This window comes from Thermaerobacter sp. FW80 (assembly GCF_004634385.1).
In the GTDB taxonomy this organism is placed as follows: Bacteria; Bacillota; Sulfobacillia; order Thermaerobacterales; family Thermaerobacteraceae; genus Thermaerobacter; species Thermaerobacter composti.
In genome coordinates this window covers 462,740-486,418 of the sequence record NZ_CP037895.1, presented here as the reverse complement: position 1 = coordinate 486,418, position 23,679 = coordinate 462,740, and the positions used below count along the sequence as shown (strand labels likewise).

At 75.0% G+C, this 23,679-nt stretch carries 19 protein-coding genes, 1 tRNA gene and 1 other RNA gene; 11 read left to right on the top strand and 10 right to left on the bottom strand.

Going from position 1 to position 23,679, the window contains the following annotated elements:
- Positions 1-21: 21 nt before the first annotated feature.
- Both E1B22_RS01990 and E1B22_RS01985 read right to left on the bottom strand, forming a co-directional pair.
- The gene (locus tag E1B22_RS01990; protein WP_135224353.1) at positions 22-678 is read right to left on the bottom strand and encodes an archease; all 657 of its coding nucleotides are present in this window, start codon (positions 676-678) and stop codon (positions 22-24) included.
- A 26-nt stretch (positions 679-704) separates the two neighbouring features.
- On the bottom strand, positions 705-2,081 hold the full coding sequence (locus tag E1B22_RS01985) for an RtcB family protein (protein ID WP_371413491.1): 1,377 nt from the start codon (positions 2,079-2,081) through the stop codon (positions 705-707).
- Positions 2,082-2,580: 499 nt separating this feature from the next.
- Between E1B22_RS01985 and E1B22_RS01980 the strand changes: the two genes are divergently transcribed.
- The 3 genes from E1B22_RS01980 to E1B22_RS01970 all read left to right on the top strand — a co-directional run bounded on the left by E1B22_RS01980 (position 2,581) and on the right by E1B22_RS01970 (position 6,163).
- Entirely contained in the window at positions 2,581-3,489 is a 909-nt protein-coding gene (locus tag E1B22_RS01980) for a molybdenum cofactor biosynthesis protein MoaE (RefSeq protein ID WP_135224351.1), read from the top strand.
- A 198-nt stretch (positions 3,490-3,687) separates the two neighbouring features.
- Positions 3,688-5,151, top strand: a complete 1,464-nt coding sequence (locus E1B22_RS01975; RefSeq protein WP_135224350.1) for an HD domain-containing protein — start codon at positions 3,688-3,690, stop codon at positions 5,149-5,151.
- Between the two features lie 205 nt (positions 5,152-5,356).
- Complete coding sequence (locus E1B22_RS01970) at positions 5,357-6,163, top strand: cell wall hydrolase (protein WP_243123620.1); 807 nt, start codon at positions 5,357-5,359, stop codon at positions 6,161-6,163.
- A 620-nt stretch (positions 6,164-6,783) separates the two neighbouring features.
- Here E1B22_RS01970 and E1B22_RS01965 read toward each other — a convergent pair.
- A complete protein-coding gene (locus E1B22_RS01965; protein WP_243123619.1) occupies positions 6,784-7,416 on the bottom strand; it encodes a DUF1405 domain-containing protein in 633 nt (210 codons plus the stop codon).
- Positions 7,417-7,830: 414 nt separating this feature from the next.
- Between E1B22_RS01965 and E1B22_RS01960 the strand changes: the two genes are divergently transcribed.
- The 3 genes from E1B22_RS01960 (at position 7,831) to E1B22_RS01950 (ending at position 11,829) form a co-directional block, all read left to right on the top strand.
- The gene (locus E1B22_RS01960) at positions 7,831-8,496 is read left to right on the top strand and encodes a cytochrome c-type biogenesis protein (RefSeq protein WP_167758828.1); all 666 of its coding nucleotides are present in this window, start codon (positions 7,831-7,833) and stop codon (positions 8,494-8,496) included.
- A gap of 11 nt (positions 8,497-8,507) precedes the next feature.
- Complete coding sequence (locus E1B22_RS01955; protein ID WP_135224346.1) at positions 8,508-10,667, top strand: heme lyase CcmF/NrfE family subunit; 2,160 nt, start codon at positions 8,508-8,510, stop codon at positions 10,665-10,667.
- A 208-nt stretch (positions 10,668-10,875) separates the two neighbouring features.
- The gene (locus tag E1B22_RS01950; RefSeq protein ID WP_243123618.1) at positions 10,876-11,829 is read left to right on the top strand and encodes a deoxyribonuclease IV; all 954 of its coding nucleotides are present in this window, start codon (positions 10,876-10,878) and stop codon (positions 11,827-11,829) included.
- A 281-nt stretch (positions 11,830-12,110) separates the two neighbouring features.
- Here E1B22_RS01950 and E1B22_RS01945 read toward each other — a convergent pair whose 3' ends face one another.
- Both E1B22_RS01945 and E1B22_RS01940 read right to left on the bottom strand, forming a co-directional pair.
- Positions 12,111-13,001: a 2-phosphosulfolactate phosphatase gene (locus E1B22_RS01945; RefSeq protein ID WP_135224345.1), complete on the bottom strand. Its 891-nt coding sequence runs from the start codon at positions 12,999-13,001 to the stop codon at positions 12,111-12,113.
- 66 nt (positions 13,002-13,067) lie between these two features.
- A complete protein-coding gene (locus E1B22_RS01940; protein ID WP_135224344.1) occupies positions 13,068-13,433 on the bottom strand; it encodes a hypothetical protein in 366 nt (121 codons plus the stop codon).
- Between the two features lie 396 nt (positions 13,434-13,829).
- Between E1B22_RS01940 and E1B22_RS01935 the strand changes: the two genes are divergently transcribed.
- Positions 13,830-13,904 (top strand) — tRNA-Gly (locus E1B22_RS01935).
- A 75-nt stretch (positions 13,905-13,979) separates the two neighbouring features.
- Here E1B22_RS01935 and E1B22_RS01930 read toward each other — a convergent pair.
- The 3 genes from E1B22_RS01930 to E1B22_RS01920 form a co-directional block, all read right to left on the bottom strand.
- Positions 13,980-14,204 (bottom strand): hypothetical protein, encoded by a 225-nt coding sequence (locus tag E1B22_RS01930; RefSeq protein WP_135224343.1) that lies wholly within the window; start codon positions 14,202-14,204, stop codon positions 13,980-13,982.
- Positions 14,205-14,519: 315 nt separating this feature from the next.
- Positions 14,520-15,434 (bottom strand): TIGR00269 family protein, encoded by a 915-nt coding sequence (locus E1B22_RS01925; protein WP_135224342.1) that lies wholly within the window; start codon positions 15,432-15,434, stop codon positions 14,520-14,522.
- Positions 15,435-15,670: 236 nt separating this feature from the next.
- Positions 15,671-15,874: a MoaD/ThiS family protein gene (locus tag E1B22_RS01920; protein ID WP_135224341.1), complete on the bottom strand. Its 204-nt coding sequence runs from the start codon at positions 15,872-15,874 to the stop codon at positions 15,671-15,673.
- A gap of 365 nt (positions 15,875-16,239) precedes the next feature.
- On the opposite strand from E1B22_RS01920, the gene E1B22_RS01915 reads away from it, so the two are divergent.
- The 4 genes from E1B22_RS01915 (at position 16,240) to cbiR (ending at position 19,481) form a co-directional block, all read left to right on the top strand.
- Entirely contained in the window at positions 16,240-17,286 is a 1,047-nt protein-coding gene (locus E1B22_RS01915) for a class I SAM-dependent methyltransferase (RefSeq protein WP_135224340.1), read from the top strand.
- Between the two features lie 64 nt (positions 17,287-17,350).
- Entirely contained in the window at positions 17,351-17,770 is a 420-nt protein-coding gene (locus tag E1B22_RS01910; protein WP_243123616.1) for a ribonuclease HI family protein, read from the top strand.
- Positions 17,771-17,923: 153 nt separating this feature from the next.
- Positions 17,924-18,308: RNase P RNA component class A (rnpB, locus tag E1B22_RS01905), an RNA gene on the top strand.
- Between the two features lie 153 nt (positions 18,309-18,461).
- A complete protein-coding gene (gene cbiR, locus E1B22_RS01900; protein WP_135224338.1) occupies positions 18,462-19,481 on the top strand; it encodes a cobamide remodeling phosphodiesterase CbiR in 1,020 nt (339 codons plus the stop codon).
- A gap of 210 nt (positions 19,482-19,691) precedes the next feature.
- On the opposite strand, the gene E1B22_RS01895 is transcribed toward cbiR, so the two are convergent.
- Complete coding sequence (locus tag E1B22_RS01895; protein WP_167758827.1) at positions 19,692-20,843, bottom strand: acyltransferase family protein; 1,152 nt, start codon at positions 20,841-20,843, stop codon at positions 19,692-19,694.
- Positions 20,844-21,069: 226 nt separating this feature from the next.
- Entirely contained in the window at positions 21,070-23,325 is a 2,256-nt protein-coding gene (locus E1B22_RS01890; RefSeq protein WP_135224336.1) for an immune inhibitor A domain-containing protein, read from the bottom strand.
- Positions 23,326-23,679: the final 354 nt, after the last annotated feature.

The window sequence follows — 23,679 nt, the reverse complement described above, 5'->3', positions numbered from 1 at the left end:
GGCGGAGGCGCATCCATCCGCTCAGACGTCCAGGACCACCCGGGCCCGCCAGCCGCCCCCGGGGGTGGCCCCGGCGTGGCGGCCATCGCCGCCGCGGTCGCCGTCGGCGAGCCGGGCGATCTCGAGCTGGTGATACGTGGCCGCCTTGATCTCGCCTTGCCAGCCCATGGCCTCGACGTCCAGCGGGGTGCCCCACCCCCGCGCCGCGAGCGCCCACCCGTCGTCCCCCGGGACCGGGTCCAGGGCCAGGGCGACGGGCACCAGCCGCCGGTCCTGGACCCAGTAGAGCAGCTCGTTGATCCACCCCACCAGCAGGCCCTCCAGGTCCGGGGCCGTGAGGCGTGCCTCCAACGGCTGGAGCCTGCCGTCCGGACCCGCCGGCCTGGGCTCCCCTCCGCCGGGGGCCGTGGAGGGCGGCCGGATCCCGGGCTCGCCGCGCGGCACCGGCGACGGCCGGTCCGGGTGGCCCTGCACCAGCCGGGGCGGACGCTCCAAGAGGAGGCCGAGAACGGCTTCCGTGGCGGCGTGGAAGAGGGCCGGCAGGTCGGGTGCCTCCGCCCAGAAGGCGACGTCGGCGGTGTGATCCAGGTAGCCCCATCGGGTGACGACCGGGGCAGCGCGAGGTCCGGGGCCATCCCCGGGCCCATGGGGTCCGGTTAGAAACGGCTTCCGCGTCATCGTCGAGGCCCTCCCGGCGGACGCACCTATCCCTTGACCACGATCAGCGGCCGCAGCCGCGCCACCCGCCGGCCGAGGCCGGCGCCCTCCACCGCCTCGACCACGTCGGCCACGTCCTTGTAGGCCTCGGGGATCTCCTCGTCCACGGTGGCACGGGTGGCGGCCCGCACCAGGATCCCCCGGCGCGCCAGCTCGCCCACCGCGTCCCGCTGGCGCGCCACCTTCTTGGCCTGGCTGCGGCTCAACCGGCGGCCGGCGCCGTGGCAGCTGGACCCGAAGGTCTCCGCCATGGCGCCCTCGGTGCCGGCCAGGACGTACGAGTACCGCCCCATGTCGCCCGGGACCAGCACCGGCTGGCCGACGGCGCGGTAGCGGGCGGGCACGTCGGGGTGGCCGGGGCCGAAGGCGCGGGTCGCGCCCTTGCGGTGGACCAGCACCCGGCGGCCGCCGTGTTCCTCCCACTTGGCGTTGTTGTGGGCCAGATCGTAGAGGACCCGCAAGCGGGTCGAACCCGGCCCGAAGCCGGCCCGCGTAAAGGCCTCGCGGGCGTAGGCGGTGATCACCTGCCGGTTGGCGAAGGCGAAGTTGGCCGCCGCGGCCATGGCCCCGAGGTACCCCTGCCCCTCGGGGCTCTCGATGGGAGCCGCCGCCAGCTGCCGGTCGGGCAGCTCGATGCCGTGGCGCCGCGCGGCCGCCAGCATGCGGTCGACGAAGTCCTGGCACACCTGGTGGCCGAGGCCGCGGGACCCGGTGTGGATCAGCACCGTCACCTGCCCGGGGAAGAGGCCGAAGGCCTCAGCCGCCTCCGGATCGTAGACGTGTTCGACATATTGAACCTCGAGGAAGTGGTTGCCGCTGCCCAGAGTTCCCAGTTGCGAACCGCCCCGTTCCAGGGCCCGCGGCGAGACCCGGTCGGGATCGGCCCCTGGCAGGGCGCCCCCGGATTCGATGCATTCCAGATCGCCCGGATCGCCCAGGCCCTGCTCCACCGCCCAGCCGGCGCCACGGGTCAACAGGCGCGGCCAGTCCGCGGCCGTGAGGCGCAGCTCGCGTCGTTCGGAGCCGACGCCGGCCGGCACCAGCCGGAACAGCGCATCGGCCAGCGCCTCCTTGCGGGGTTCCAGCTCCTCCCGCGTCAGGTCGCTGCAGAGCAGCCGCACCCCGCAATTGATGTCGAAGCCGACGCCCCCCGGGCTCACCACCCCACCCCGGCGCGGGTCGAAGGCGGCCACCCCGCCGATGGGGAAGCCGTAGCCCCAATGGATGTCGGGCAAGGCGACGGCCGGCTCGACGATGCCCGGTAGGGTCGCCACGTTGACCAGCTGGTGCAGGGACTGGTCGCCCTCCGCCTTGAGGTCGCGGGCGATGTCGGGCGACGCGTAGAAGACGGCGTCGACCCGCATGGCCCCCTGACGGGGGATGCGGTAGCGATACGGCCCGTCGCGCTCGATGCGCACAGCCCATCACCTCGGCGACCCGGAGTGTCCCCATCGCGGAACGGGTACCGCGACCTGGGTCGGGCGGATGCGGGAAGGGCCCTATCGCATGCGGGAAGGGGCCCTCTATAGGATAACAGGGCCGACACGAAGCCCGGGCCCACGCCGAGCCCAGAACGGCGAGATCGCGGTGGTCCTCGGGCCCGAGCACGAGGCCCGGGCCCACGCCGAGCAGCTGCGGACGGTGGCCGGCCGACGGGCGGGGCTCGTGGCCGGCGTCCCAAAGATGCTACCATTTCGAGGGGATGGCCCTGCGTTTCGCATTCGAGAGGGTGCGCCGCGTTTTGCGTAGGATGCGTGTGCCTGCCGACGGGATCCGCCTCCGAGGGGACGGGATGCGTCGGCGAACCCTCGCGCCCGGTGCGTCCGGCGTGACCGGGGCGGCGAGGGCGAGGAGGGACGGACGATGACGCAGCCGTCGGGGTCCTCCACCGCAGGCTGGGCGGCGGCCCGGGAGGGGCAGCCCGCGAAGCCGGGCGCCGCGTCGGCCGGTTCGTCCCGGTCGCTCCGGGTGCGGGTGCGCCTGTTCGCCGTGGTCGCCGAGCGGTTGGGCACCCGGCAGCTGGAGCTGGTCGTGCCCGGCGGCGCCCGGGCGGCCACGGTGCGGGACGAACTGGCCCGTCGCAACCCGGCCCAGCGCGGTCTCCTCGAGCTGTGTCGCCTGGCCGTCAACGGGCGCTACGCCGATCCAGAGGTGCCCCTTCGTGACGGCGACGAGGTGGCCCTGATCCCACCGGTCAGCGGCGGAGCCGCGGATCCCGGCGCCGCGGAGGTCGCCGCCCCGGGCCGTGGCGGGGCGGGGCGGATCACCGCCGGCCAGGACGGCCGTTTCTTCGTCACCGCCGCGCCCCTGTCGCTGGACGAGCTGTTCCGCGCCGTCGCCCGGGACGACCACGGGGCCGTGGTGCTCTTCGTCGGCATCACGCGCCGGTTCACCGGCCCGCGGGAGACGCGGCGCCTGGAGTACGAGGCGTACCTCCCCATGGCGGCCGAGGAGCTGGCGCGCATCGGAGCGGAGGCCGAGGCCCGCTGGCCCGGCGTGCGGGTCGCCATCGGCCATCGCACGGGCCCGGTGGCCATCGGCGAGGCCAGCGTGGTGGTGGCCGCCGCGGCGCCCCACCGGCCGGATGCCTTCGCCGCCGCCCGCTACGCCATCGACGCGCTGAAGGTGCGGGCGCCCATCTGGAAGCGAGAGCACTACGCCGACGGCCGGGTGGAGTGGGTCGGCGTGGGGACGGACCCCGCGACGGCGGCAGGCCCCGAGGCAGCGGGCGCGGCCGGCGGCGAAGCCGACGGCACCGGCGGTGGGGGGTGAGGGGCCGGAGCGGCATGTCGCGAGCCGCGGGCGCGCCGTGCGCCGCGGGCGTGCCGTTCACTGCGGGCAAGGGCGCCGCGCCGGGGCCCGGTGCACCGGCGCGGCGGCGGGCCAGGCCCAGGCCTAGACCTTGGAGGCCCGCGCCCCCACCGGCTGCGGTCCCACCCCGTCGAGGGGGAGGAGGGGACGGATCTCGTCATGGCGTCGACGCGGACCGGGCCGATCACGTGGGATCCGGCCGAGGTGCCGGAGCTGGTGGGATGGGACCGCCAGCTCCCGCCCATCCGCATCCCGGTGACCGGCAACATCCCCACCACCCGCCGGTTGCGAGCCCTGGTGGACAGTGCGGCCTTCCAGCGGCTGCGCCGGGTTCGTCAGACGGGTCCGTCCTATCTGGTCTATCCCGGCGCCGTCCACACCCGCTTCGAGCACTCCCTCGGGACCTACGAGATGGCGCGGCGGCTCGTGCTGGCCCTGCTGACGCGATCGCGGCGCACCGGGCGGGGTGGCGACGACGTGCCCGACGCGCCGGGAGGGGCGGACGGCGCCGACGCACCCGGGGAGGGGAGGGGCGGTGACCTCCTCACGCCCGACGACGTGGCGACCTTCCTGGTGGCGGCGCTGCTGCACGACGTGGGGCACTACCCCTTCTCCCACACCATCGAGGAGATCCCCGACGACGACCCGGTGCTGGCCGGCCGGCTCCCCCGCCACGAGGAGCGGGGTGCGGCCATCATCCGCGAGAACCCGGAGATCCGCCAGATCCTGACCGACCTCTGGGGGGTCGATCCGGCCCGCGTCTGCCAGGTGATCCGGGAGGAACCGGCCCCGGGCGACGCGGCCACGGCGCGCCTGGCCAACCTGCTGGCGGGTCCCATCAACCCGGATCGGCTGGACTATCTGGCCCGCGACAGCGAGCACATCGGCGTCCCGTACGGGCGCGGCATCGACTACCAGCGGCTGCTGGACGCGGTGTGCTGGACGCCCGACGGCATGGGGGTCGGGGTGACGCCCAAGGGCATCTCCGCCGTGGAGACCCTGATCTTCGCGTCCTACATCATGTACCGGGACGTCTACTGGCACCACACGGGACGCATCGCCGCCGCCATGCTGCGCAGGGCGCTGACCGAGGCCCTGCGGGCTGGTGCCTTCGCCATCGACGACTTCATCGACCTCGATGACGAGCAGGCCCTGGCCCTCCTCCGGGGCGTGCCCCACCCGGTCACCCGCGACCTCGTGGAGCGCCTGACGGGCGCCGGCCGCCGGCTGTACAAGCGGGTGGCCCGCCTCAGCTACCCCCGCGCCCTGGCGGGCGAGTACGGCACGGAGATCCGCGACCTGGTGCGAGCGGGCTACTGGGAGCGGGAGGCGTGGTCCCGCGACGCCTGTCGCGCCCTGGCGCGCCGCCTGGCGCGGCCCGTGGAGGAGCACCACCTGCTGGTGGACATCGTCGGCGGCGGCAAGGAGCTCTTCTTCGAGGTGCCCGTGGTGGCGGGCGACCGCGTCTACACCACCGCCGATCCCGAGGTCTCGGTGCTGGCCCCCAACATCGCCCGCAACTTCCGCGAGCAGGCCAAGTACGTCCTGCTGGCGGCGCCGGCCGAGTTGGCCGACGCGTTCCGGGCCATGCTGGGCCTCCCCGCAGGCTGGCAGCCCTCGTGACCGGCCGGCGGCCGTCCTCGGGGGCTGTCATCGTCCCGTAACGGAACGCGCAACAATCCTGCAAACTCCCGCCCGAGGACGGACGCCCACCGCCCGGGTGTAACGATTGCGACACCCGCCTCTTGCATTTCTGTTACACATCTGTTACTATCACCGCGCCATGAGCCACAGCGACCCACGCGCGGATGCACGACCGGCGAAGCTGTTGCAGGCAGGCGTGTGGACGGGCATGCTGCTCTGGGCCTTCACCGCCGTGGCGCCGCGCCACGACGTGCAGGCCCACGGGCCGGCGGCGCCGGTGCCGTCGGTGGAGCAGCGGGCCGAGGTCCACCGCGAGGCGGCGGAGAGCCGGGCGGCGCTGCGGGCGGCCGAGGTGGAGCGCCGCCACAAGCTCGCCCTGGGCCGGCGGATGTGGACGGCGCGGTGGGAGGAACGGGCGCGACGGGAGCGGCTGGCGCGGTTGCGTCAGCAGGAGGAGGCCCGCCGTCGGGAGGCTGCGCGCCAACGCGAGCAGGCTCGGCGGCAGGCCGTCCGCAAGGCGGAGGCGGCTGCACGGGCCGCCGCCCCCAAGGCGGAAGCCCGTCGGGCCTCGGCGCGCACCGCCTCGGCCGGCCGTCGCACCGCCGCCGACCGCGTCGCCGTCCGGCTCGACGAGCTGCAGCTGCTGGCCCGCATCGTCCAGATCGAGGCCGGTGGCGAGCCGTATGAGGGGAAGGTGGCCGTCGCGGCGGTGATCCTCAACCGGGTTCGGAGCCCGCGGTTCCCGGACTCCGTCCGGGCCGTGATCTACCAGCCGGGTCAATTCCCGACGGCGGCGGAGCGGATCCCGCAGATCCGGCCGAGTTCCGCCGCCCTGCGGGCGGCCCGGGACGCCCTGGCCGGCCGGGATCCGTCCAACGGGGCGCTCTACTTCTACAACCCGGCGCGGCAGCGCTGCGGCGAGGGGGGCGGCGGGTTCCTCTGCGCCCTCGAGGTGACCGCCAGGATCGGCAACCACGTCTTCGCCCGGTGAGACGGCCTCACCCCATGGGGCGCGCCGGCGGGCCATGGGGTGCCTGTGGCGTGGTGGCGTGCCAGGGGGCGTGCCGGCGGGGCATGGGCTTTGGCTATTGGTGGCGGGCCAAGGGACGGGGTGCCGGGCGCGGTGGCGGGTCGACGGGCGGGGCGTGGCGGCGGGCAGGCCATGCGGACGACGGTGGGGGGTGGGCGCAGGCCTGGCGCCACGCACGCCAACGGAGGGCCGGGGTCCGCCGCGGACCCTTGCCGCTGGTGCGATGAGGCACATCCCGGGGAGGGTGCCGGGCGAGGGCCGGCAGCCGGCGGCTGCCGGCCCTCGCCATGCCGGGGCGGGCGGCAAGGCCCAGGCGGTGGTCCCAGGAGGTGGCGGTGGCGCGGGGCGCGGGCAGGGGCAGGGCATGGGCGTACCGCCGCCCGCCCGCCACGAGGCCGCCCCCGCGCCAGCGTGCCGCGGCCGGCCCAGCGGCGGGCCGCCCACACGCCGACGGCGCCACCGCGCGCGCCGGCGGGCCGCCCACGCGCCGACGCGCCATCGCGCCCACCGGAGGGCCGCCCACACGCCAGCGCGCCACCGCGCCCACCAGCGGGCCGCCGCTCGGCGGCCGAGCGCCGGCCTCAGGGCCCCGCCGGCCGGGCCCGTCGGGCCCCGTGAAGCACGGCGGCGGCGCCCAGTCCGGTGAGCAGGGGCGCAGAGGCGGCCGCCAGCCCCCACACCTCGGGGCCGGGCAGCGTGGGATGCAACCCGGCCAGGTAGTCGACGGCGTCGTTGAACAGGCTCCACGCCGTGGCCGCCCCCACTCCGCGCAGCGAACCGGGGTAGGCGCGGAGGTAGAGCAGCGCCTCGAGGGCCATGCCGGCGTGGGAGGCGATGAGCAGTGCGGCCTCGCCGTCGACGAAGCCCGCCCGCAGCGCGTAGCCGCCCAGGACCACCACCGTCCAGAGGCCGTACTTGATCATCACCAGGTAGGCCCAGGAAGCCAGGGCCGGGACGGGCCGACGCGCCAGCTGCAGCACCAGCACCATCGTGAAGAGGGTCGAGGCCGTGGGCGAGTCGGGGACCACGGGCCACTGCCACGCCGGGGTGGCGAGGAGCTGGTCGCGATACCACCAGAACCCCCAGATGGAGCCCACGGCGTTGACCAGGACCAGCAGCGCCGTGGCAGGGCGGCTGGCGGGAAGGCGCCCGAGCCAGGCCAGCGCGGCCGCCGCCAGCCGGCGCCCCGGTCGACGCGGGGCGCCGGCCCCCACCCCCGGGTGACTCCCGGGCGGGGACGGCGCCCGTCTGGCCGGTGATAGCGGACGACGCGGGGCGTCGGCCCCTACCCCCGGGTGTCCGGACCCCTGGCCCGGCTGGGATCGGTCTCCGTCGCGGCCCATCGTCGGGTGACATCCCGCTCCTTCCCGGCCCCTTCCACCTTGTACCACCACCGTGCCCACCACCACAGGCTGGCGCTCCCCGGGAGCCGGAGGCGAGTACCGCCGGCCCCCTGGGCCGGCCGCCCCGCCCGGGGGCCCCGCACCTGGGAGGGTTCCCGTGCCGTCCGCCCCATGCCGCCCGTCGCCCCCGTTGGGCGGGGGCGCCACGACCGTGGGCCGCCATCGGGCCGAGGCCGGTGGCGGGAGGCGCGGGGCTAGGTTACATTGGTGGGCGGGGTGAGGACCGTGTCGCGCCCGTCCTGGCCGTGGATCGTCGTCCTGGCGGCCACGCTGGTCCTGGCGCCGTGGCTGGCGTGGCACCTGGGGCAAGCGGATCCCCTGGAGCGGGAGGCGCGGTCCCTGGAACGGGCGCTGCGCTGCCCCGTGTGCGAGGGCCAGTCCGTGGCCGACTCCAACTCGGCGGTCGCCCTCCAGATGCGCCAGGAGATCCGCCGGATGCTGGCCCAGGGCCGCAGCCGGGACGAGATCCTCCAGACCTTCGCCGACCGCTACGGCGCCTGGGTGGTGTACATGCCGCCCCGCCACGGCTGGTATCTTCTCGGTTGGGCCGGCCCCTTCCTGGCCGTCGCCGCCGGCGCCGGCGTGCTGGTCTGGTGGTGGCGCGGCCGCCGGCCGGACCTCGGTGGGCTGTCGGCCGGCGCGGCCCCCGCGGCGGCCAGCCCCCCGGATGTGCCTTCCCGGCCGGCCGCGGTCGCCAGCAGGGACGAACCGGCCGTCCGCGGCGCCCCCTCCCCCCAGGCCCCCCGGACGACGGCCGGCTGGACCGGACGGCGAGGACGGGCGAGGCCGCTTCCCACGACGAGCGGGCGCCCGCGGCGCCCCTGGATGACGAGGTCCGCCGGTGGATGTGACGGCCGACACCCGGTGTCGACACCCAGGAAGGGGCGGTGAGGTCGAACCCGATGGCCCAGGTGGGACATGCCTCGACGGTGCTCGCCCTGGGGCTGGCCGTGGCGCTGGCGGCGTGGGCGCCCCTCGAAGGGCGCTACCGCTGGCGGCTGCGCTTCCTGCCGCCCGCCCGGTGGCTGGCGGCCGCCCTGTTCGGCGCCGTCACCGTCGCCGTCGCGATCCTGGTCCACGCCCTCTTCACCGACGACTTCTCCTTCCGCTACGTCGCCAGCCAGTCGAGCCGGTACATGCCGATCCCGTACAAGATCAGCGCCCTCTGGTCCGGTCAGGAGGGCTCGCTGCTGTTCTGGCTGTGGCTGTTGAGCGGCTACACCGCGGCCGTCGCGTTCACGGCGCGGCAGGCCGTGCCCACCTTGCTGCCCTACGCCCTGGGCACCCTGGGCGGCGTCGCCGCCTTCTTCGCCCTGCAGGTGGCGGTGGTGGCCAGCCCCTTCGCGGTGCTGCCCGATCCGCCCAGCGACGGACGGGGGATGAACCCCCTGCTGCAGAACCCGTGGATGGTCTCCCACCCCCTGACCCTGTATCTGGGCTACGTCGGCATGGCCGTGCCCTTCGCCTTCGCCGTGGCCGCCCTGTGGACCCGCAACGCGGGGGACGCCTGGATCCGGGTGACGCGGCGGTGGACGCTGCTGGCGTGGCTCTTCCTCTCCATCGGCATCCTCATCGGCGCCCGGTGGGCCTACACCGAGCTCGGCTGGGGCGGGGTCTGGGCATGGGATCCGGTGGAGAACGCGGCCCTGATGCCGTGGCTGCTGGCCACCGCCTTCATCCACTCGTCGCTGGTGCAGGAGAAGCGCGGCATGCTGAAGCGGTGGAACGTGGGGCTGGCGGTCTTCATCTTCCTCTTGACCATCTTCGGCACGTTCATCACCCGCAGCGGCATCCTCTCGTCCGTCCACGCCTTCATCACCTCGCCCACCAGCCCCTGGTTCCTCGGCTTCCTGGGCCTGGTGCTGGCGGTGACGGCGTACCTGCTGATCGACCGGGCGCCGCTGCTGGCCGACGAACGCCGGCCCGAGTCGGCGTTTTCCAAGGAGACCGGGTTCCTCCTGAACAACCTCCTCTTGGCGGGGCTGACCTTCGCCGTCTTCTGGGGCACGATCCTGCCGCTGGTGACGCCGCTCTTCGGGGTCCAGGTGTCGGTGGGGCCGCCCTTCTTCAACTGGGTCGGCGTCCCGCTGTTCTTCGCCATGATGGTCCTGATGGGCGTGGCGCCGGTGCTCGCCTGGCGGCGGGCCTCGTGGCCGCGGGTGCGCCAGATGCTGGCGCTGCCGACCCTGGGCGCGCTGGCCCTGGCGGTGGCGCTGTTCGCCTTGGGGCTGCGCGAGGCCCCCATCGTGGCCGGGTTCGCCATCGCCTTCTTCGTCGCCACGGCCACCCTGGCGGACGTGGCGGCGGCCTACGCCGCGCGGGTCGCGGCCACCGGCGACCGCTCCCTCCGCGGCTTCTGGCAGATGCTCAACCGCAACCCGCGCCGCTACGGCGGCTACGTGGTCCACCTGGGCGTGGTCCTAGTGATGATCGGCCTGACGGGCATGTACGGCTACCAGCAGGTCCAGGCGGTGGGCCTCGCGCCGGGCGAGAGCTACACCATGGGCGGGTTCACCATCACGTACCACGGCCTGGGCGAGCGGATCTCCGAAGGCGTCCCGGCCGTGTACGCCGACCTCACGGTCTCCCGGGACGGACAGGTGGTCGGGCGGCTGCAACCCGAACGCCGGTTCTACCCAGCGTTCGCCGAGACCATGGGGGCCACGCCGGAGGTGGCCATGCTCACCTCGTGGAGCCGCGACCTCTACGTGGTCCTGGGCGGCTGGGAGGGGGAGACCGCCGGCTTCGAGTTCTACCTCAACCCCATGGTGGCCTGGGTCTGGGTCGGGGGCTACCTGCTGGTGGCGGGGACGCTGTTCTCGCTGTGGCCGCGCCCGGCCATGGCGTCGGTGCGCGCCCGGGTGATGGCCGAGCTGGCCGAGCTGGAGTACGACTACCGCGTGGGCAAGATCGGCGCCGCCGACTACGCCCGGCTGCGCCAGGGCCTGGTGGCCGCCGCCACGGCGGCGCTCAGCGGATGGTCCGAGGCGGAGCGCAGGGTGGCGGCGGAGATCGACGCCCTGGCCCAGGCCGGGGCCGGGCCCCGGGTCCCGGCGCCGTAGACGTGCCGATAGGGCCCCTGCCCCCTGTCGGCGAGGTGCAGCCAACGGAACGCACCGAAGGCCACCGTAGGCAGGGTACCGCGCGACGCACGCCGCCCGCCGCCCGGCACGGCGCCGGACCTGTGGCCCCGGCGTCCGGGTCCCAGACCCACCGCGGTCGCCGGGGCCGACCTTCGCGCGGGCGGCCGCCCGGGAGGAGGCGCCATCCTTGATCGAACAGGGCATTGCCGGAGCGGACCCGCAGACCCCGTCCCCCACGGCCGGCGCGGCCAGCGGTGGCGCCGCGCCCACCCATTCGCCGCTGGTGGTGGGATGCCACCTCTCCGTCGCCAAGGGCTTCCCGACGGCGGCGCGGGTGGCATCCCAGGTGGCGGCCAACGCGCTGCAGTTCTTCCCGCGCAATCCCCGGGGCGGGGCCCAGCGCCAGGTGGACGAGGCGGAGCGCGCCGAGTGGCTGCGGCAGCGGGACGCGGTGGGCCTGCGCTTCGTGATCGCCCACATCCCGTACACGGTCAACCTCGCCTCGCCCAAGGCCCAGGCCTATGCGTTCGCCCGCCGGGTCCTGCAGGAAGACCTGGAACGCTGCCGCTGGGTGGGGGCGGATGCCGCCGTGACCCACCCCGGCAGCTATGTGGAGGGGGATCCCGCCGACGGGATCCGCCGCGTCGTCGCCGCCATCGAGCCGGTGCTCCCCCTGTTGGACGAACCCGGCGCCCCCTGGCTGCTCTTGGAGACCATGTCGGGTCAGGGCACCGAGATCGGCGGCCGGCTGGAGGAGCTCCGCGCGATCCTGGACGGGTTGGGGTGGCCGGAGCGGGTTGGCGTCTGCCTGGACACCTGTCATCTCTTCGCGGCCGGCTACGACTGGCGCGACCCCGCCGCCGTCGATCGGCTGGTGGACGACGTGGACCGCGCGGTGGGGTGGGGGCGGGTCCGGGCCCTCCATGTCAACGACAGCAAGTTCCCGTGCGGCAGCCGGCGCGACCGCCACGAGAAGGTCGGGCAAGGGGCCATCGGGCGGGAGGGATTCGCCAACCTGCTCCGGCACCCCCGCCTGCGAGCGCTGCCCATGTTGCTGGAGACGCCGGTGGACCGCGAGCTGGAGTACGCCGACGAGATCCGCTGGCTGCGGGAGCTGGACCGGGCCTTGGGGGACAGCTGACGGCCCGCGCCCGAGGGCACCGGCAGCCCCACCGGCAGCCCCCCACCGCGCTCGGGCCCCCGGGTCATGCAGCGCGGACCGCCTTGCCACCTGGACGGTTCCGCCGAGGGAGCCCGGGGTGCGGCCGTCGGGGAGCCGGGGAGGGGCGCGCGGCCTGCGGACGCCAGCGATCCCGCCGTCGGCCCCGATGCCGCCCGGGTGACCCTGGCGGCCGGGTCCGGTGCCCTGGGGGATGCGTGTCAGCCTTTCCGCGGCCGGACGCGCCCGCCCCGCGACGGCGGTCAGCGATCGCCGGTCCGTCGATTTCCCGGGAAATGCGTCGGGACGAACCAGCCGCCGCCGACATCCTCCGGCATGTCGGGCGCGGGCTGCCAGGCGATGGCGAAATCCGCGGCGTCCACGGCGGCGGCCACCGGGAGGTCGGCCGCGAACCCCGCCTCTACCAGCAGGCGCCCGTGCCGGCAGCCGGCCAGGGCCTCGGCCAGCCGGGGCCGTGCGGTCTGCCAGAGCTGCAGGGCGGCGACGGCGGCGTCGGAGAGGCGGCACGGTCGGGGGCCGGTCGGCGGGCGGGCGGCCGCCGGGGGTGTCACCGCCGCCCCGGACGGGGCGGTCGGCTCGGGTCGGTGGGTTGCGCTGCCGGGAGCGCCGATCAGCGCCTCGATCACCGCCCCGGCGCCGATGGCGTCGTCCAGGGAGAAGCGGCCGTGGGTGCCCGCGCAGATCAGGGTGATCCGGTCGACGCTGGGGTCGGCCAGCAACGCGCGGGCGGTGGCCGCCCGGTTGCGCAGCGACGCGGCGAACAGCCGGCGACACCCACCGCGCAGGGATGCGACGGCGGCCCGGGTACCGTTGGTGGTGCACATCACCAGGGTGCGGCCCGTGACCCGCTCGGCGGTGAACTCGCGAGGGGAGTTCCCGAGATCGAACCCCGGCCGGCGTTCCATCCGCTCCTCCCCGGCCAGGAGGGGGGCGGGCGTGAGGCGTTCCCGCAACACGAGGGCCTTGGCGGGATCGGCCACGGCCACGACGGCGCGGGCCCCCGCGGCCAGGGCGGCGGTCATCGTGGTGGTGGCGCGCAAGATGTCCAGGAAGGCTGCTGCCTCGCCGGGCGCGAAGGCGTGGCGCTCGGCCTCGTCTGCCGTCCAGAGCACGTCGACGACCGGCTCGCTCAATCTGGAGGCCTCCTTCGACCGGTTGGTACCGCCGTGGTCATCCTACGACGCCAGCGGGCTGGGCTCCTACGACGCCGGGCAGCCGGGCGGCCGCGCTCTCAGGGCGGTCGGACGGGGACCCGGGGCAGCGCCACCCGGTTCCCGGCCTGCACCCCCTTCTGCGCCGGCGCACCGGCCCGGCGTGTCGGCGCGGAAGGTGCGGCCCAGTTCCCGCCCCAGCTCGAAGTAGTGCCGGAAATTGTAGATCAGCGGTCGCCAGGCCCGCGGGTCGATGTGATGTGGCCCTGCGACGATCTCCGGATGGGCGTGGACTCGCACCGCCTCGACCACCACGATCCACGCCGCGTCTCCAAGGGGATACCACCGGTCGACCCGGGCCTCGATCTGCAGGCGGCATTCGGCGACCCGGGGGGGGGGGGGGGGCGCCACCACCTGGTATCCATCCCGTAAGGTCGGTTGTCCGGGACCAGCCTCTCAACGCAGCGGATTGAGGACGCGGCTTCGGGCACGGATCCCGGCGCTGCACGGGCCCCACGCTGACCGCGAGTGGGTCCGGGCGCTCCGCCATCTGGCGGTCCTTTTCGTGGCATGACAAGACCGTGGACCGGGCTGACGCCTACCGAAGCTTGATGCAGTCGAGTGATCGCGCCGGGTTGCCTTTCGTCGGGGCCTGCGCTATGATTAGGGCTGCGCCGCGACGAGATGGGCGCCGCTCCGGGTGCCGGCCGCCAGCCGGTCGATGCAGGGGATTGTTCCAGGTGAGCCGACGCACCCGGGCGACCGAGGACCGAAGACGGTGTCTCGGGACATGCGGAAGGAGCTCAACACGCGGGAGTAGCTCAGTGGTAGAGCGTCACCCTCCCAAGGTGAAGGCCGCGGGTTCGATTCCCGTCTCCCGCTCCATCCTCGTCCCGCCCACCAAGGGGCCGGCAGGCTTGGCCTGCCGGCCCCTTGCATTGCACACGGCCGACTGGGTGCTCAACGGCGCGGGGCGCGGCCGGTCTCCTCCTCCTCCCGCTCCGAGGGGGCGACGCGGGCGCTGACCCCGGCCGCCGCCGGGTCCGTCCCTGCGCGGACGAACTCGGTGTTGCGGCAATCGGGGCACGGCGGCAGGCGATCCCCGGCGTCGTCCAACCGCACCGTCTGGCCGCACCGCGTGCAGGTGTAGACGCCCGGGCCGGGTTCCTCCCCCGTGCGGGGCATCGGACTCACCCCCGCGCATAGGGTGCCCCGCCTGCCGGGGGCGACCCCGTCGGCGACCGCGAGGCGGGCGCCGCGCCCTCCGGCTCGGACGGCCAGACGGAGGGCAAGGACGGGCAAGGACGAAGAGGGCCCACCGCCATCGCGGCGAGGGCCCCGCACGAAAAAGGCGCCTCGCGCGTCGACCGAGGCGCCAGGCGACGGTTCCGCCCGATGGGACTCGCGGTCGGGTTTGCACCCGATGCCGGCATGGGAGCGCGCCGCGCAGGCCTTCGCGCACCGGGCCGGCCCACGGCCTTCGGGGCGCCGGGCCGGTCCTCAGTCGCCGGCCACCGCCACCCCGACCCGCTGGAGCATGCGGCAGTGGGCGCATACCTCGGCGGTCGTAGGCTGGCCGCACACCCGGCACGGCCGGACCTCGACCCGTTCGCGCTCCTCCTGGAAGTGCGGTCGCCCATGCTCGAGGAACCCGAAGAGGAAGCGCGCCTTGGCGCCCGGGGACAGCTCCTCCAGCTGGTTGAGGATGTGCTTGTACTGGATGGATTTGGCGCCCTTGGCCATGGGGCACTCCTCGACGATGTAGTCGATGCCCCGCAGCACCGCGTAGGAGGCGATCTCGCGTTCCGTCAGCCGGTACAGGGGCTTGACCTTCTTCACCAGATTGGGCGCGGTGGCCTCCAGCACCGGCGACTGCCGCGCCAGGTACCCGGTGTTCCAGTGCAGCACGTTGCCCAGCAGGGTGGCCGCCTCGTCGTCCAGGTTGTGCCCGGTGACCAGGACGTCGTAGCCGCCCTCCAGGGCCTCGCGGTTGAAGATGTACCGCTTGTTCAGGCCGCACGCCGAGCAGGCGGGACGGCCGGCCTTGCGCGCCAGCTCGGTGGTGCCCAGGCCGTACTCCTCCTCCACCGAGACGATGCGGAGGACCGCGTCGCGCTCCTCCGCGAACTTGCGCACCTTCTCCGTGGAGCGCTTGGAGTACTCCCCGATGCCCAGGTCGATGTACAGGCCATGGGCCTCGTACCCGAGGCGCAGCAGCACGTCCCAGATGGCTAGGCTGTCCTTGCCGCCGGAGACCGCCACCAGGATCTTGTCGTCGTGGGTGAACATGCGGTGCTCTTTGATGGCCCGCTGGACCTGGTTGTCGAAGTACTCGAAGAAGTGCTCGGTGCAGAAGGCGGCGTTGTGCCGGCGGATCGGCACCACCGCCTGTTCGCCGCACTTGGTGCACTTCATCGACGCCACCTCCTTTCCCCGGCGGCGGGAACGGGTCGGGACGGACCGGAACGGGCCGGAACGGCCGGCCGCCAGTCAGAGCCTACGGCGGGACCCGGTGGGAGCCACCGCGGCTCGCGGCCGCGGCGCTCGCGCCGACCCGTCCGACCCCGCGAAGGGCGACGGAGCCGGTGACGAAGTCGGCCCGTGCGACGCCGGCGATGCATCCGCCGCCGGCGCCGCCCGACGGCGTCCCCTCAGCGGCCCCCACCCGAGATGGCCGGCCGCACCTCGATCTCGGCGTCGTCCGGCACCCGCGCATCCGGCGTCAAGAGCCGCTTCTCGTAGATCACGATCACCGACTCGTAGGGCAGGCCGAGTTCGTCCAGGATCTCCTTGACGCGCTTGGGGCCCTTGATCTCGTACACCTTGCGCACGGGGATCGGGACGGTGACCTTCATGGGAAAGCCCCCTTTGCGGGTTCGCCCCTTGCGTGCCCATGATAGCAGCGGCGGCTCGGCAGCGGCAAGGAAGGCGCTGCGGCATGGGCGACATGGCAGAAGCAGGCGGGGTCCAGGGGCTCCTCGAAGGCCCGGATTGCCCGGTGCCTGCCACCCCCGACGGGCGCCCGGCGCGCCGGCGATCCGAGGGCGCGGCATGCCCCCTTACGGGCGGGCGCGGCACGCCGTGGGCAAGCCGCGGAGCGGGACGCGTCGCACCGGGCCGCCTCCGACGCGTCGGGTCCGCCCGTCGCGCGACGGAAGGGGGGCCGGGAAGCGGGATGCCGAGGCGGCCGACAAACCATGGGAGCGGGGTCGTGTAGACGGTGAACCCGACCACCGGGCGGCGCCGATGGGACCGGCTGGGACCGCGCCTGGAGGCGGTCCTGGCGGCCGTCGGCCGCGCCCGGGTGCTGGCCGACGTCGGCACGGACCACGGCTACCTGCCCGCGGCGGCGATCCTGCGGGGCCAGGCGCAACGCGCCATCGCTACCGACCTGCGCCGCGCGCCCCTGGAGGCCGCCCGCCGCGTGGTGCGGGCAGCCGGCGTCGAGGGGGCGGTCGAACTCCGCCAGGGGGCGGGGCTCGAGCCCCTGGCGCCCGGCGAGGCCGACGCCGTGGTCGTCGCCGGACTCCACGGCAAGACCATCGCCGCCATCCTGCGGGACGGCGCGCCGCGGCTCCTCCCCGGCACCCGGATCGTCCTCCAGCCGACGCGCGGCGCCGACGCCCTGCGCCTGCCGGCGCTGGCAGCGATCCCCCGGGCAGCCTCCCCGGCGCCAACCGCCGGTCCCGCCGGCCGCGACAGCGGGGCCGGGCATCCCCCGGCGCCGCCTGGCCGATGGACCCTCTGGATCGCGCTCGAGGGCGAGGGGTTGGTCACCGAGGGGCGCCACACCTACGTGGTCATCCGCGGCCGGGTCGTCGGCCGCGGCGTGCCGCCGCCGGGCGAGGGAGGGGGACCGACGGGCGGCGGGGCGGCAGCGTCCCCGCACCCGAAGGGGGAGCCTGCACCGGCAGAGGCTTGGTTCGACATCTCGGACGAACCTGCGTTCGTCTGGCTGTGGGACGGCGCCACCTCGGCGGCGGCCCTGGCGCTGGCCGCCCTGGCGCGCCGCAGCGGCGTGGACCCGCGGGAGGCGGTGGCGCGCGTCGGCCCTGCCCTGCTGGTCGCGGAGCGGGGCGGGCCGCACCCGCAGCTGGCGCGATGGTTGGACGAGCTCGGTCGACTGTGGCGGCGCGCCCTGCAGATGAACCCAGGTTCGACGCAACGGGCGGTGGCGTCTCGCCGGCGCGCGGCGGCATGGCTCGCCTTCCTCCGCGAGGTGGGGCGGCTGGCGGGGGTGGCCGACGCGACGCCCGCGCCGAACTAGCGCGGGACGCACCAGGGGGCGGGCCGCACCGAGGACGGGCAGGGACGGGCGAGGAGGGTTGCGTGTGGGCGAGGGCCCGTGGCGACTGCACACGGACGGCGCGGCGCGGGGAAACCCGGGGCCGGCCGGCATCGGCGTCGTCCTCATCGATCCCCATGGCCAGGTGGCGGAGCAGCTGGCGCGCTACATCGGCACGGCCACCAACAACGTGGCGGAGTACACGGCGCTGATCGCCGGCCTCGAGCGGGCGCTGGCGCGCGGCGCGCGCCGCCTCGACGTGTACTCCGACAGCGAGCTCATGGTGCGTCAGCTCAACGGCGAGTACCGCGTCAAGCACGAGGGGCTCAAGCCCCTCTACCACCGGGTGCGGGAGCTGGCCGCGTGCTTCGACGCCGTGCGCTTCATCCACGTGCCGCGGGAGCGCAACCGGGAGGCCGACCGGCTCGCCAACCGCGGCATCGACCAGGGGGCCGCGCCCGGATAGGGCCGACGGGCACGGGGGCGGGCGCGGCGGGGACGGGATCCGGCGGCTGGTTCGTCCCGACGGAGCTGGCGCGGGGCCACCTTGAGCGCGGCGGTCCGGATCCGTAGAATGGCGGTGGTCATCCCGCTACAACTCCAACCGGTTTGTGTGGGTCGAGTCAGCCGGGTGATCGCGGGCGCAGGGCCGCAAGGCCGCGTCCGAGGAAAGTCCGGGCTGCGCAGGGCACGGTGCTGGGTAACGCCCAGCGGGGGCGACCCCCGGGAAAGTGCCACAGAAACATACCGCCGGCGGGTCGGCGCGCGCGGCGTCGCGCCGCGCGGCGGCCGGCCGCCGGTAAGGGTGAAACGGTGCGGTAAGAGCGCACCAGCGGCCAGGCGACTGGCCGGCTAGGCAAACCCCACCGGCAGCAAGGCCGAGTAGGAGGGCGATGAGGTGGCCCGCTGAGCCCTCGGGTTGGCCGCTCGAGGCCCCGGGCAACCGGGTGCCCCAGATAGATGATCACCCTCGACAGAACCCGGCTTACAGGCTGACTCGGCCCCTCTTCGTTTCGTCGCGCCGTCGCCCCGCCGCCGGTGGCTCGGCGCACCGACGCCCGGCGGCCGGAGCCGGGATCGGGCTGGCCCCGGGCCGGGCGGGTCGTGGGCCCTCGTCCCGGGGCGGCAGGAGGCGTGTAACCGGAGCTTTGGGGGAGATGCCCGTGCCGGGCCCCATCCACGGGCAAGGCGACGGCGCCGGACCCGGCGGGCCGGGTTCGTCCGCTCCAGCGACGCCGCCGCTTTCCCTGCCATGCCGTTCGCTGTGGCGCCGTCACCACCGGCCCGAGGATCCGGATCGCTTCCTCCAGGCGTTGCGCGACGAAGCCCGGCGCCGCCGGGCGCAAGGCGCCGAGGCCCTGGAGTTCCACGCCGACGCCTGCGTGCTGGACCCGCGCTACGCGGTCCCCGCCCCCTGGGCCGAGGCGGCGGCGATCCTGGCGGCCGAGGGGCTGGCGGCCACGGTCCACCTGCCCTACGCATGGCCCGACCTGACCGCGCTGGATGCCGCCGTGTGGGAGGGCAGCGTGACCTCCGTGGTCACCGCGCTCCGGGCCACCGCGCCCCTGCGGCCCCAGCTGGCCGCCGTCCATCCCGCGAACCACGCCACCCAAGCGCTGGTGCAGGCCACCCCTGCGGCCGACCGGCCCGCCCTGTTGGACCAGCTGGCCGCGCGCCTGGTGGCGGCGCTCCGGCGGATCCTGGCGGAGGCTCCGCCCGAGGGCGCCGCCGCCGTCGCCCTGGAGAACCTGGAGGGCGTGCCGTGGCCGCTCTTCGAGGCGGTTTGCCGGGAGGCCGGGGTCGCCGTCTGCCTGGACGTCGGCCACGCCATCAGCAACGGCGACGACCCCCTGGTCCTGTGCGCCCGCGTGGGGCCTCGGCTGCGCGGCGTGCACCTCCACGACGCCGTGCCCCCGCCGGTCCCGGCGCGCGCGGCGCCGCCGATGGCAGTCCAGCCCGGCCCGCCGACCGCGGGACGAACGCCGCCGGAGCCGGGGGCGGGGGCGGGCAGGCTGGGGCGGGCCCACCTGCCCCTGGGCGCAGGCCACCTGCCGCTGCGGGCGCTGGTGGCGGTGCTACGGGGCGCAGGCTTCCGGGGCCCCGTGGTGCTGGAGCTCGACGACGAGGAGGCGCTGCAGGCCTCCGCGGCGCGCTGGCGGGAGGCGGCCAGCTCGTGACCCAGGCGGCGCGTCACGGAGGCGGCGCGGCTGTGACCCAGGCGGCGCGGCTGTGAACGGGGCGGCCACGCCGTGACCCGAGCGGCCAGGGCCTGAGCCGGAGCGACCAGGGCGTGAGCCGGGGCTCGGCCGTGGCCCGGGTGGGCCGGCGGTGACGCGGTGCGCCGTGACCGAGACGGGTCGTTAGACGGGTCGATCGGGCCGGGCCGGCTAGGCCGTGACGCGATGGGGTGCCTTGTCGCCGCCGGCCGACGGCTGGGGGCTGCGGGATCCGCTGGGGAAGGCGGGCACCCCCTCGAGCCAGAGCGCCAGCCGGGGGAAGCGCTCGGCCAGCTTCGCCAGCACCGCCGTCATGGCGAGGCCCCCCAGCCAGTAGACGCCCCAGAGGTCGAGCCGCGGGTCGCCCACGGCGACGTGCAGCAGCAGGGACAGGAGCGGGAACGCCAGGCCCACGTGGAAGCCCAGCACCACCATGGAGTGCCGCCCCAGGTAGCCGAAGACGGCCCGCGGGAGGGGCCACGCGGCCAGTGCCCTCGCCAGCCGCACGGCGACGAGGCAGGCCGCCCAACCGCCGAGGTAGAACCACAGCGGCTCGCCGTAGGCGCGGGTGTTCACCGCCACGGGACCGTTGAGGGCCAGGGCCGCTGCCCAGACCCCCAGGGCCGCGACCAGGGCAGCGGGGTGCTCGAGCCAGTCGCGCCGGGCCGCCTGCCGGAGGAACCATCCCGCCCAGAAGAAGGGCTGGGCCGCCAGGGCCACGTCCGCCGCCCAGGGCAGGTGCACGCGCTGCCCGATCAGCACCCCCGCGACGCCCGCCCCCAGCGCCGCGACGGCCTGCACCGCCGGAGGACGCCCGCTGACGGCGCGCAGCAGCAGCCAGAACGACAGCTGGCCGCAGAAGGAGGCCGGCAGATACCACAGCGGCAGGTTGAAGGCCATCCAGTCGGCGTGGCTGCTGCCATAGAGCCAGCCCCACACCGGCCGATGCCAGGGGATGGCGGCGGCCGCCGGCTCCAGGGGCCGCCGCACCAGGAGCCAGAACACGAAGGTGAGCAGGCCCGCCGTGGCATACGGGATCAACAGCCGCCGCGCCCGTTGCCGCACGAGGCGCAGGGGTCGCTCGCGGTAGCGATCCCAGTTGAACAGGTAACCAGAGATGAAGAACAGGAAGGGCAACCGGACGGTGCTCAGCGGCCCGTTGAGCCAAGCGGGGAGCGTCGTGTGGCCGAGCACCACCAGGCTGACGCTCAAGCCCCGGGCCACGTCGACCACGGGCAGCCAGCCCGGGACCTGGGCTCGGACGGCCGCGCGGTCGCGCGGGCGGGGACCGGTTCGGTTGGGTGCCTCCGCGTCCTTGCCCATCGTCTTCCTTTTATAGCGTTCGAGCCGTGGTCGGACGAAGGCGGCCCGCCGCCATGGGGACCGCTGGCGCGGCGTCCCGCTGGGCCAGGGCGACCATGCGCCACCGGGACGCAGGAAGGCGGCGGGGCACACCGGTGTGCACCGGCGTGCCCCGCCGCGGGGCGACATGGCGACATGACGCGTTCCGGCCCGGGCGGCTTGGCGCCCGGGAGGGTGGGCTTGGCGATCAGCGCCGGCCGCCGCCGTGGCCCCGATCGCTCCCGGGCCGGCGTCCGGGGGATCCCAGCTCCAGCTGGTAGTGGACCGCGGTGCCGGAGTCATCGGGGGTCAGGTGGGTGACCAGCACCAGCTGGCGCTCGGCGTTGCCCCGACCCAGCGTGGCCTGCAAGGCGTTCAGGTCCTCCTGCCCGGGCTTGCTCCGGAGGCGGAAGTCCCGGGCCTGCACCTTGCCGTTGCGCTCGAGGTCGACTACGGTGACCAGGTACTGGACCGGCTGGCCGGTGGCCTCGCCGAGGCTTAGGAAGCCCTCCAGGCTGCTGCCGTCGAACGGCCCGGCGATCACCCGATCCCCCGCCTGGACGGTCACGTTGTCGATGAACCAGCCGTCGTTGCTCGGGTCGTCGTCGTTGCCGGCCACCGCCCAGTCGGTGACGTAGCGGAAGGCCAGGAGGACCCGCCGGCCGTCGTAGGCCGAGAGGTCGAAGGTCTCGTGGCGCCACCCGCCGGACGAACCGGTGAAGCCGGGCAGGTTCTCCCGCACCCGCGGATGGGCGTTGGGATCGACCACGTCGGTGGTGTTGGCGTTGGCCAGGCTGGTCCAGGTGGCGCCGCCGTCGGTGGAGACCTGCACGAAGCCGTAGTCCCACCCGGTCTCGATGTCGTACAGGTGGTCGAAGCGCAAGGTGCTGCCGGAGGCCTGCCGCAGGTCCAGGGAGAGCACCAGCCAGTGGTCGAGCAGGTCACCCGAGCCGCTCCAGAGGGCGTCGCCGTCGCCCCCGGCGGGCGCCGTCACCGCCGTCCACGGGATGGGCAGGTAGTCGTCGCCGTTGAACGCCACCCGCGTGGCGCGGCCGTCGGTGCGGCTCCAGGTGGCGGCGACGTCGGTGGCCCAGCCCGCCACGACGCCGTCGCCGTAGGTGGCCGCATCCAGGTTGACCCCGCCGTGGCTGCCGAACCGCCGGAGGTCGATGCTCGCGAAGGCGTAGCGGTCCGCGGCGCGCTCGCGGCCCGCGGCCAGGATCGCCACCTGGAAGTCCCGGTAGAGGGAGGGGAAGCGATCCCGGACGCCCAGTTCGGCCAGCACCGCGTCCACGCCCCGGCTGCCGTTGGCGGGGTGGGCCACCAGGCGGCGGATCACCTCGGGGCCGAACCGGTCGTGCAGGTACAGCTGGAAGAGGTAGGCGACGCCGTAGTCCGCCAGGATCTGGCGATCGCCCTGGTCGCCCCAGGCGGTCAGCGAGTTCTCCGGGTTGTCCAGGAACCAGTCCACGTGGCTGTCGGGATGCCCGTAGCCGACCAGGAACTCGGCGAAGTCCGAGATGCCCTCGTTGACCCACGTGTCCTCGTCGCTGTCGTAGTCGTCGTGGATCAGGTGCTGGAGCTCGTGGGCCAGGGTGGCCTCATAGAGGTGGGGTCGGCCGGTGGCCGGATCGCGGCGCCAGGGGGCGTCGTCGGGGCCGAGGCGCTGGGCCCAGTCGAAGGCGTCCAGGGTCACGATGTTGCGGTCCATGTACGCCTCGTAGGCCGAGGAGTAAAACCCGGCCACGTAGGAGGGGTAGGTCGGGTCGAAGTAGTTCTCGTCCTTGACGTTCTCCACCAGGATGATGTCCCGGGCCTTGCCGTCGGCGGACGTGTAGTAGCCGGGCGGCACGTAGCCCCATTCGGCCAGCAGCGCCTGGGATCCGTCGTGGACGTCCCACGGGCCGAAGAAGGCCTCCTCCTTGGGGCGGATGTTGTCCTCGTACTCGTCCAGCAGGTAGGCGACCTGCTCGTCGGTGACCTGGACCCGGTCGTTGCGCGGGTCGCCCGCCGGGAAGGCCAGGTCGTCGGCGACCCACACCTCGGCGTGCTCGCTCACGCCGCGCAGGGTGAACACCGTGGGCACGTAGACCCCGCGGGCGTAGTCGAGGGTGAAGAAGGTCCGGCGCGTGCCGGGCACCGGCTCGTACGCGGCGGAGGCGGCGCGCGCCCGCAGGCCCCCCTGGGGCTCGACGCCGACCACCGCGCCCTTACGCTGGACCGGGAAGAGCTTGTGACGGATCTGCGGGCCGACGTCCACCGGTTCGGGGTCGGCGGGGCCGGCCGCCGTGACCGCCGGGGTGCGGGGGCCAGGGCCCTGACCGACGCCGTCGTCGCCTGCGGCCGCCAGGGCGGCGCCCGCGGGAGCCAGGGCGGACCAGCCGGCCACCGCCCACGCGGCCACCGCCAGGGCGACCCACGGAGCGAGGCGGCGGCATCGGGAGCGTCCGGGCCGACGTTCCATCGGGGATCCCTCCTCGCTGCGACCTTGTCCCACCGACCTTGGATTCCCCTTCCACCCCGGCGATCCTCGTTCGAAACGGGACGAAAGGACGCGGGCTGCAGGGGCGATGGCTGGCGAAAGGGGCAGGCGCGCGTCGAGGGATGCCGACGACGGTCACCGGCTGTCGCTCGCGGCTGCGCAGGGCCCGCCGCAGCGCCCGGCACCCGGTGAGGATGCACCTCCCCGCCGCGCCGAGGGGGCCGCACCGGGGTTGGCGCCCGGGCCCCGCGCCTGGGGGCGGGGCGGGGGCGGGCGGCTCCTCCCCCGCCCGCCGCGGCGGGTCGCGCCAGTGCGCTTCGCACCCGGGGGCGGGCG

What these genes read in the sequence shown, in the direction of transcription:
- E1B22_RS01990 (WP_135224353.1), bottom strand. Translation starts at nt 678, where the DNA reads ATGACGCGGAAGCCGTTTCTAACCGGACCCCATGGGCCCGGGGATGGC.
- E1B22_RS01985 (WP_371413491.1), bottom strand. Translation starts at nt 2,081, where the DNA reads ATGCGGGTCGACGCCGTCTTCTACGCGTCGCCCGACATCGCCCGCGAC.
- E1B22_RS01980 (WP_135224351.1), top strand. Translation starts at nt 2,581, where the DNA reads ATGACGCAGCCGTCGGGGTCCTCCACCGCAGGCTGGGCGGCGGCCCGG.
- E1B22_RS01975 (WP_135224350.1), top strand. Translation starts at nt 3,688, where the DNA reads ATGGCGTCGACGCGGACCGGGCCGATCACGTGGGATCCGGCCGAGGTG.
- E1B22_RS01955 (WP_135224346.1), top strand. Translation starts at nt 8,508, where the DNA reads ATGGCCCAGGTGGGACATGCCTCGACGGTGCTCGCCCTGGGGCTGGCC.
- E1B22_RS01930 (WP_135224343.1), bottom strand. Translation starts at nt 14,204, where the DNA reads ATGCCCCGCACGGGGGAGGAACCCGGCCCGGGCGTCTACACCTGCACG.
- E1B22_RS01925 (WP_135224342.1), bottom strand. Translation starts at nt 15,434, where the DNA reads ATGAAGTGCACCAAGTGCGGCGAACAGGCGGTGGTGCCGATCCGCCGG.
- E1B22_RS01920 (WP_135224341.1), bottom strand. Translation starts at nt 15,874, where the DNA reads ATGAAGGTCACCGTCCCGATCCCCGTGCGCAAGGTGTACGAGATCAAG.
- cbiR (WP_135224338.1), top strand. Translation starts at nt 18,462, where the DNA reads ATGCCCGTGCCGGGCCCCATCCACGGGCAAGGCGACGGCGCCGGACCC.
- E1B22_RS01895 (WP_167758827.1), bottom strand. Translation starts at nt 20,843, where the DNA reads ATGGGCAAGGACGCGGAGGCACCCAACCGAACCGGTCCCCGCCCGCGC.
- E1B22_RS01890 (WP_135224336.1), bottom strand. Translation starts at nt 23,325, where the DNA reads ATGGAACGTCGGCCCGGACGCTCCCGATGCCGCCGCCTCGCTCCGTGG.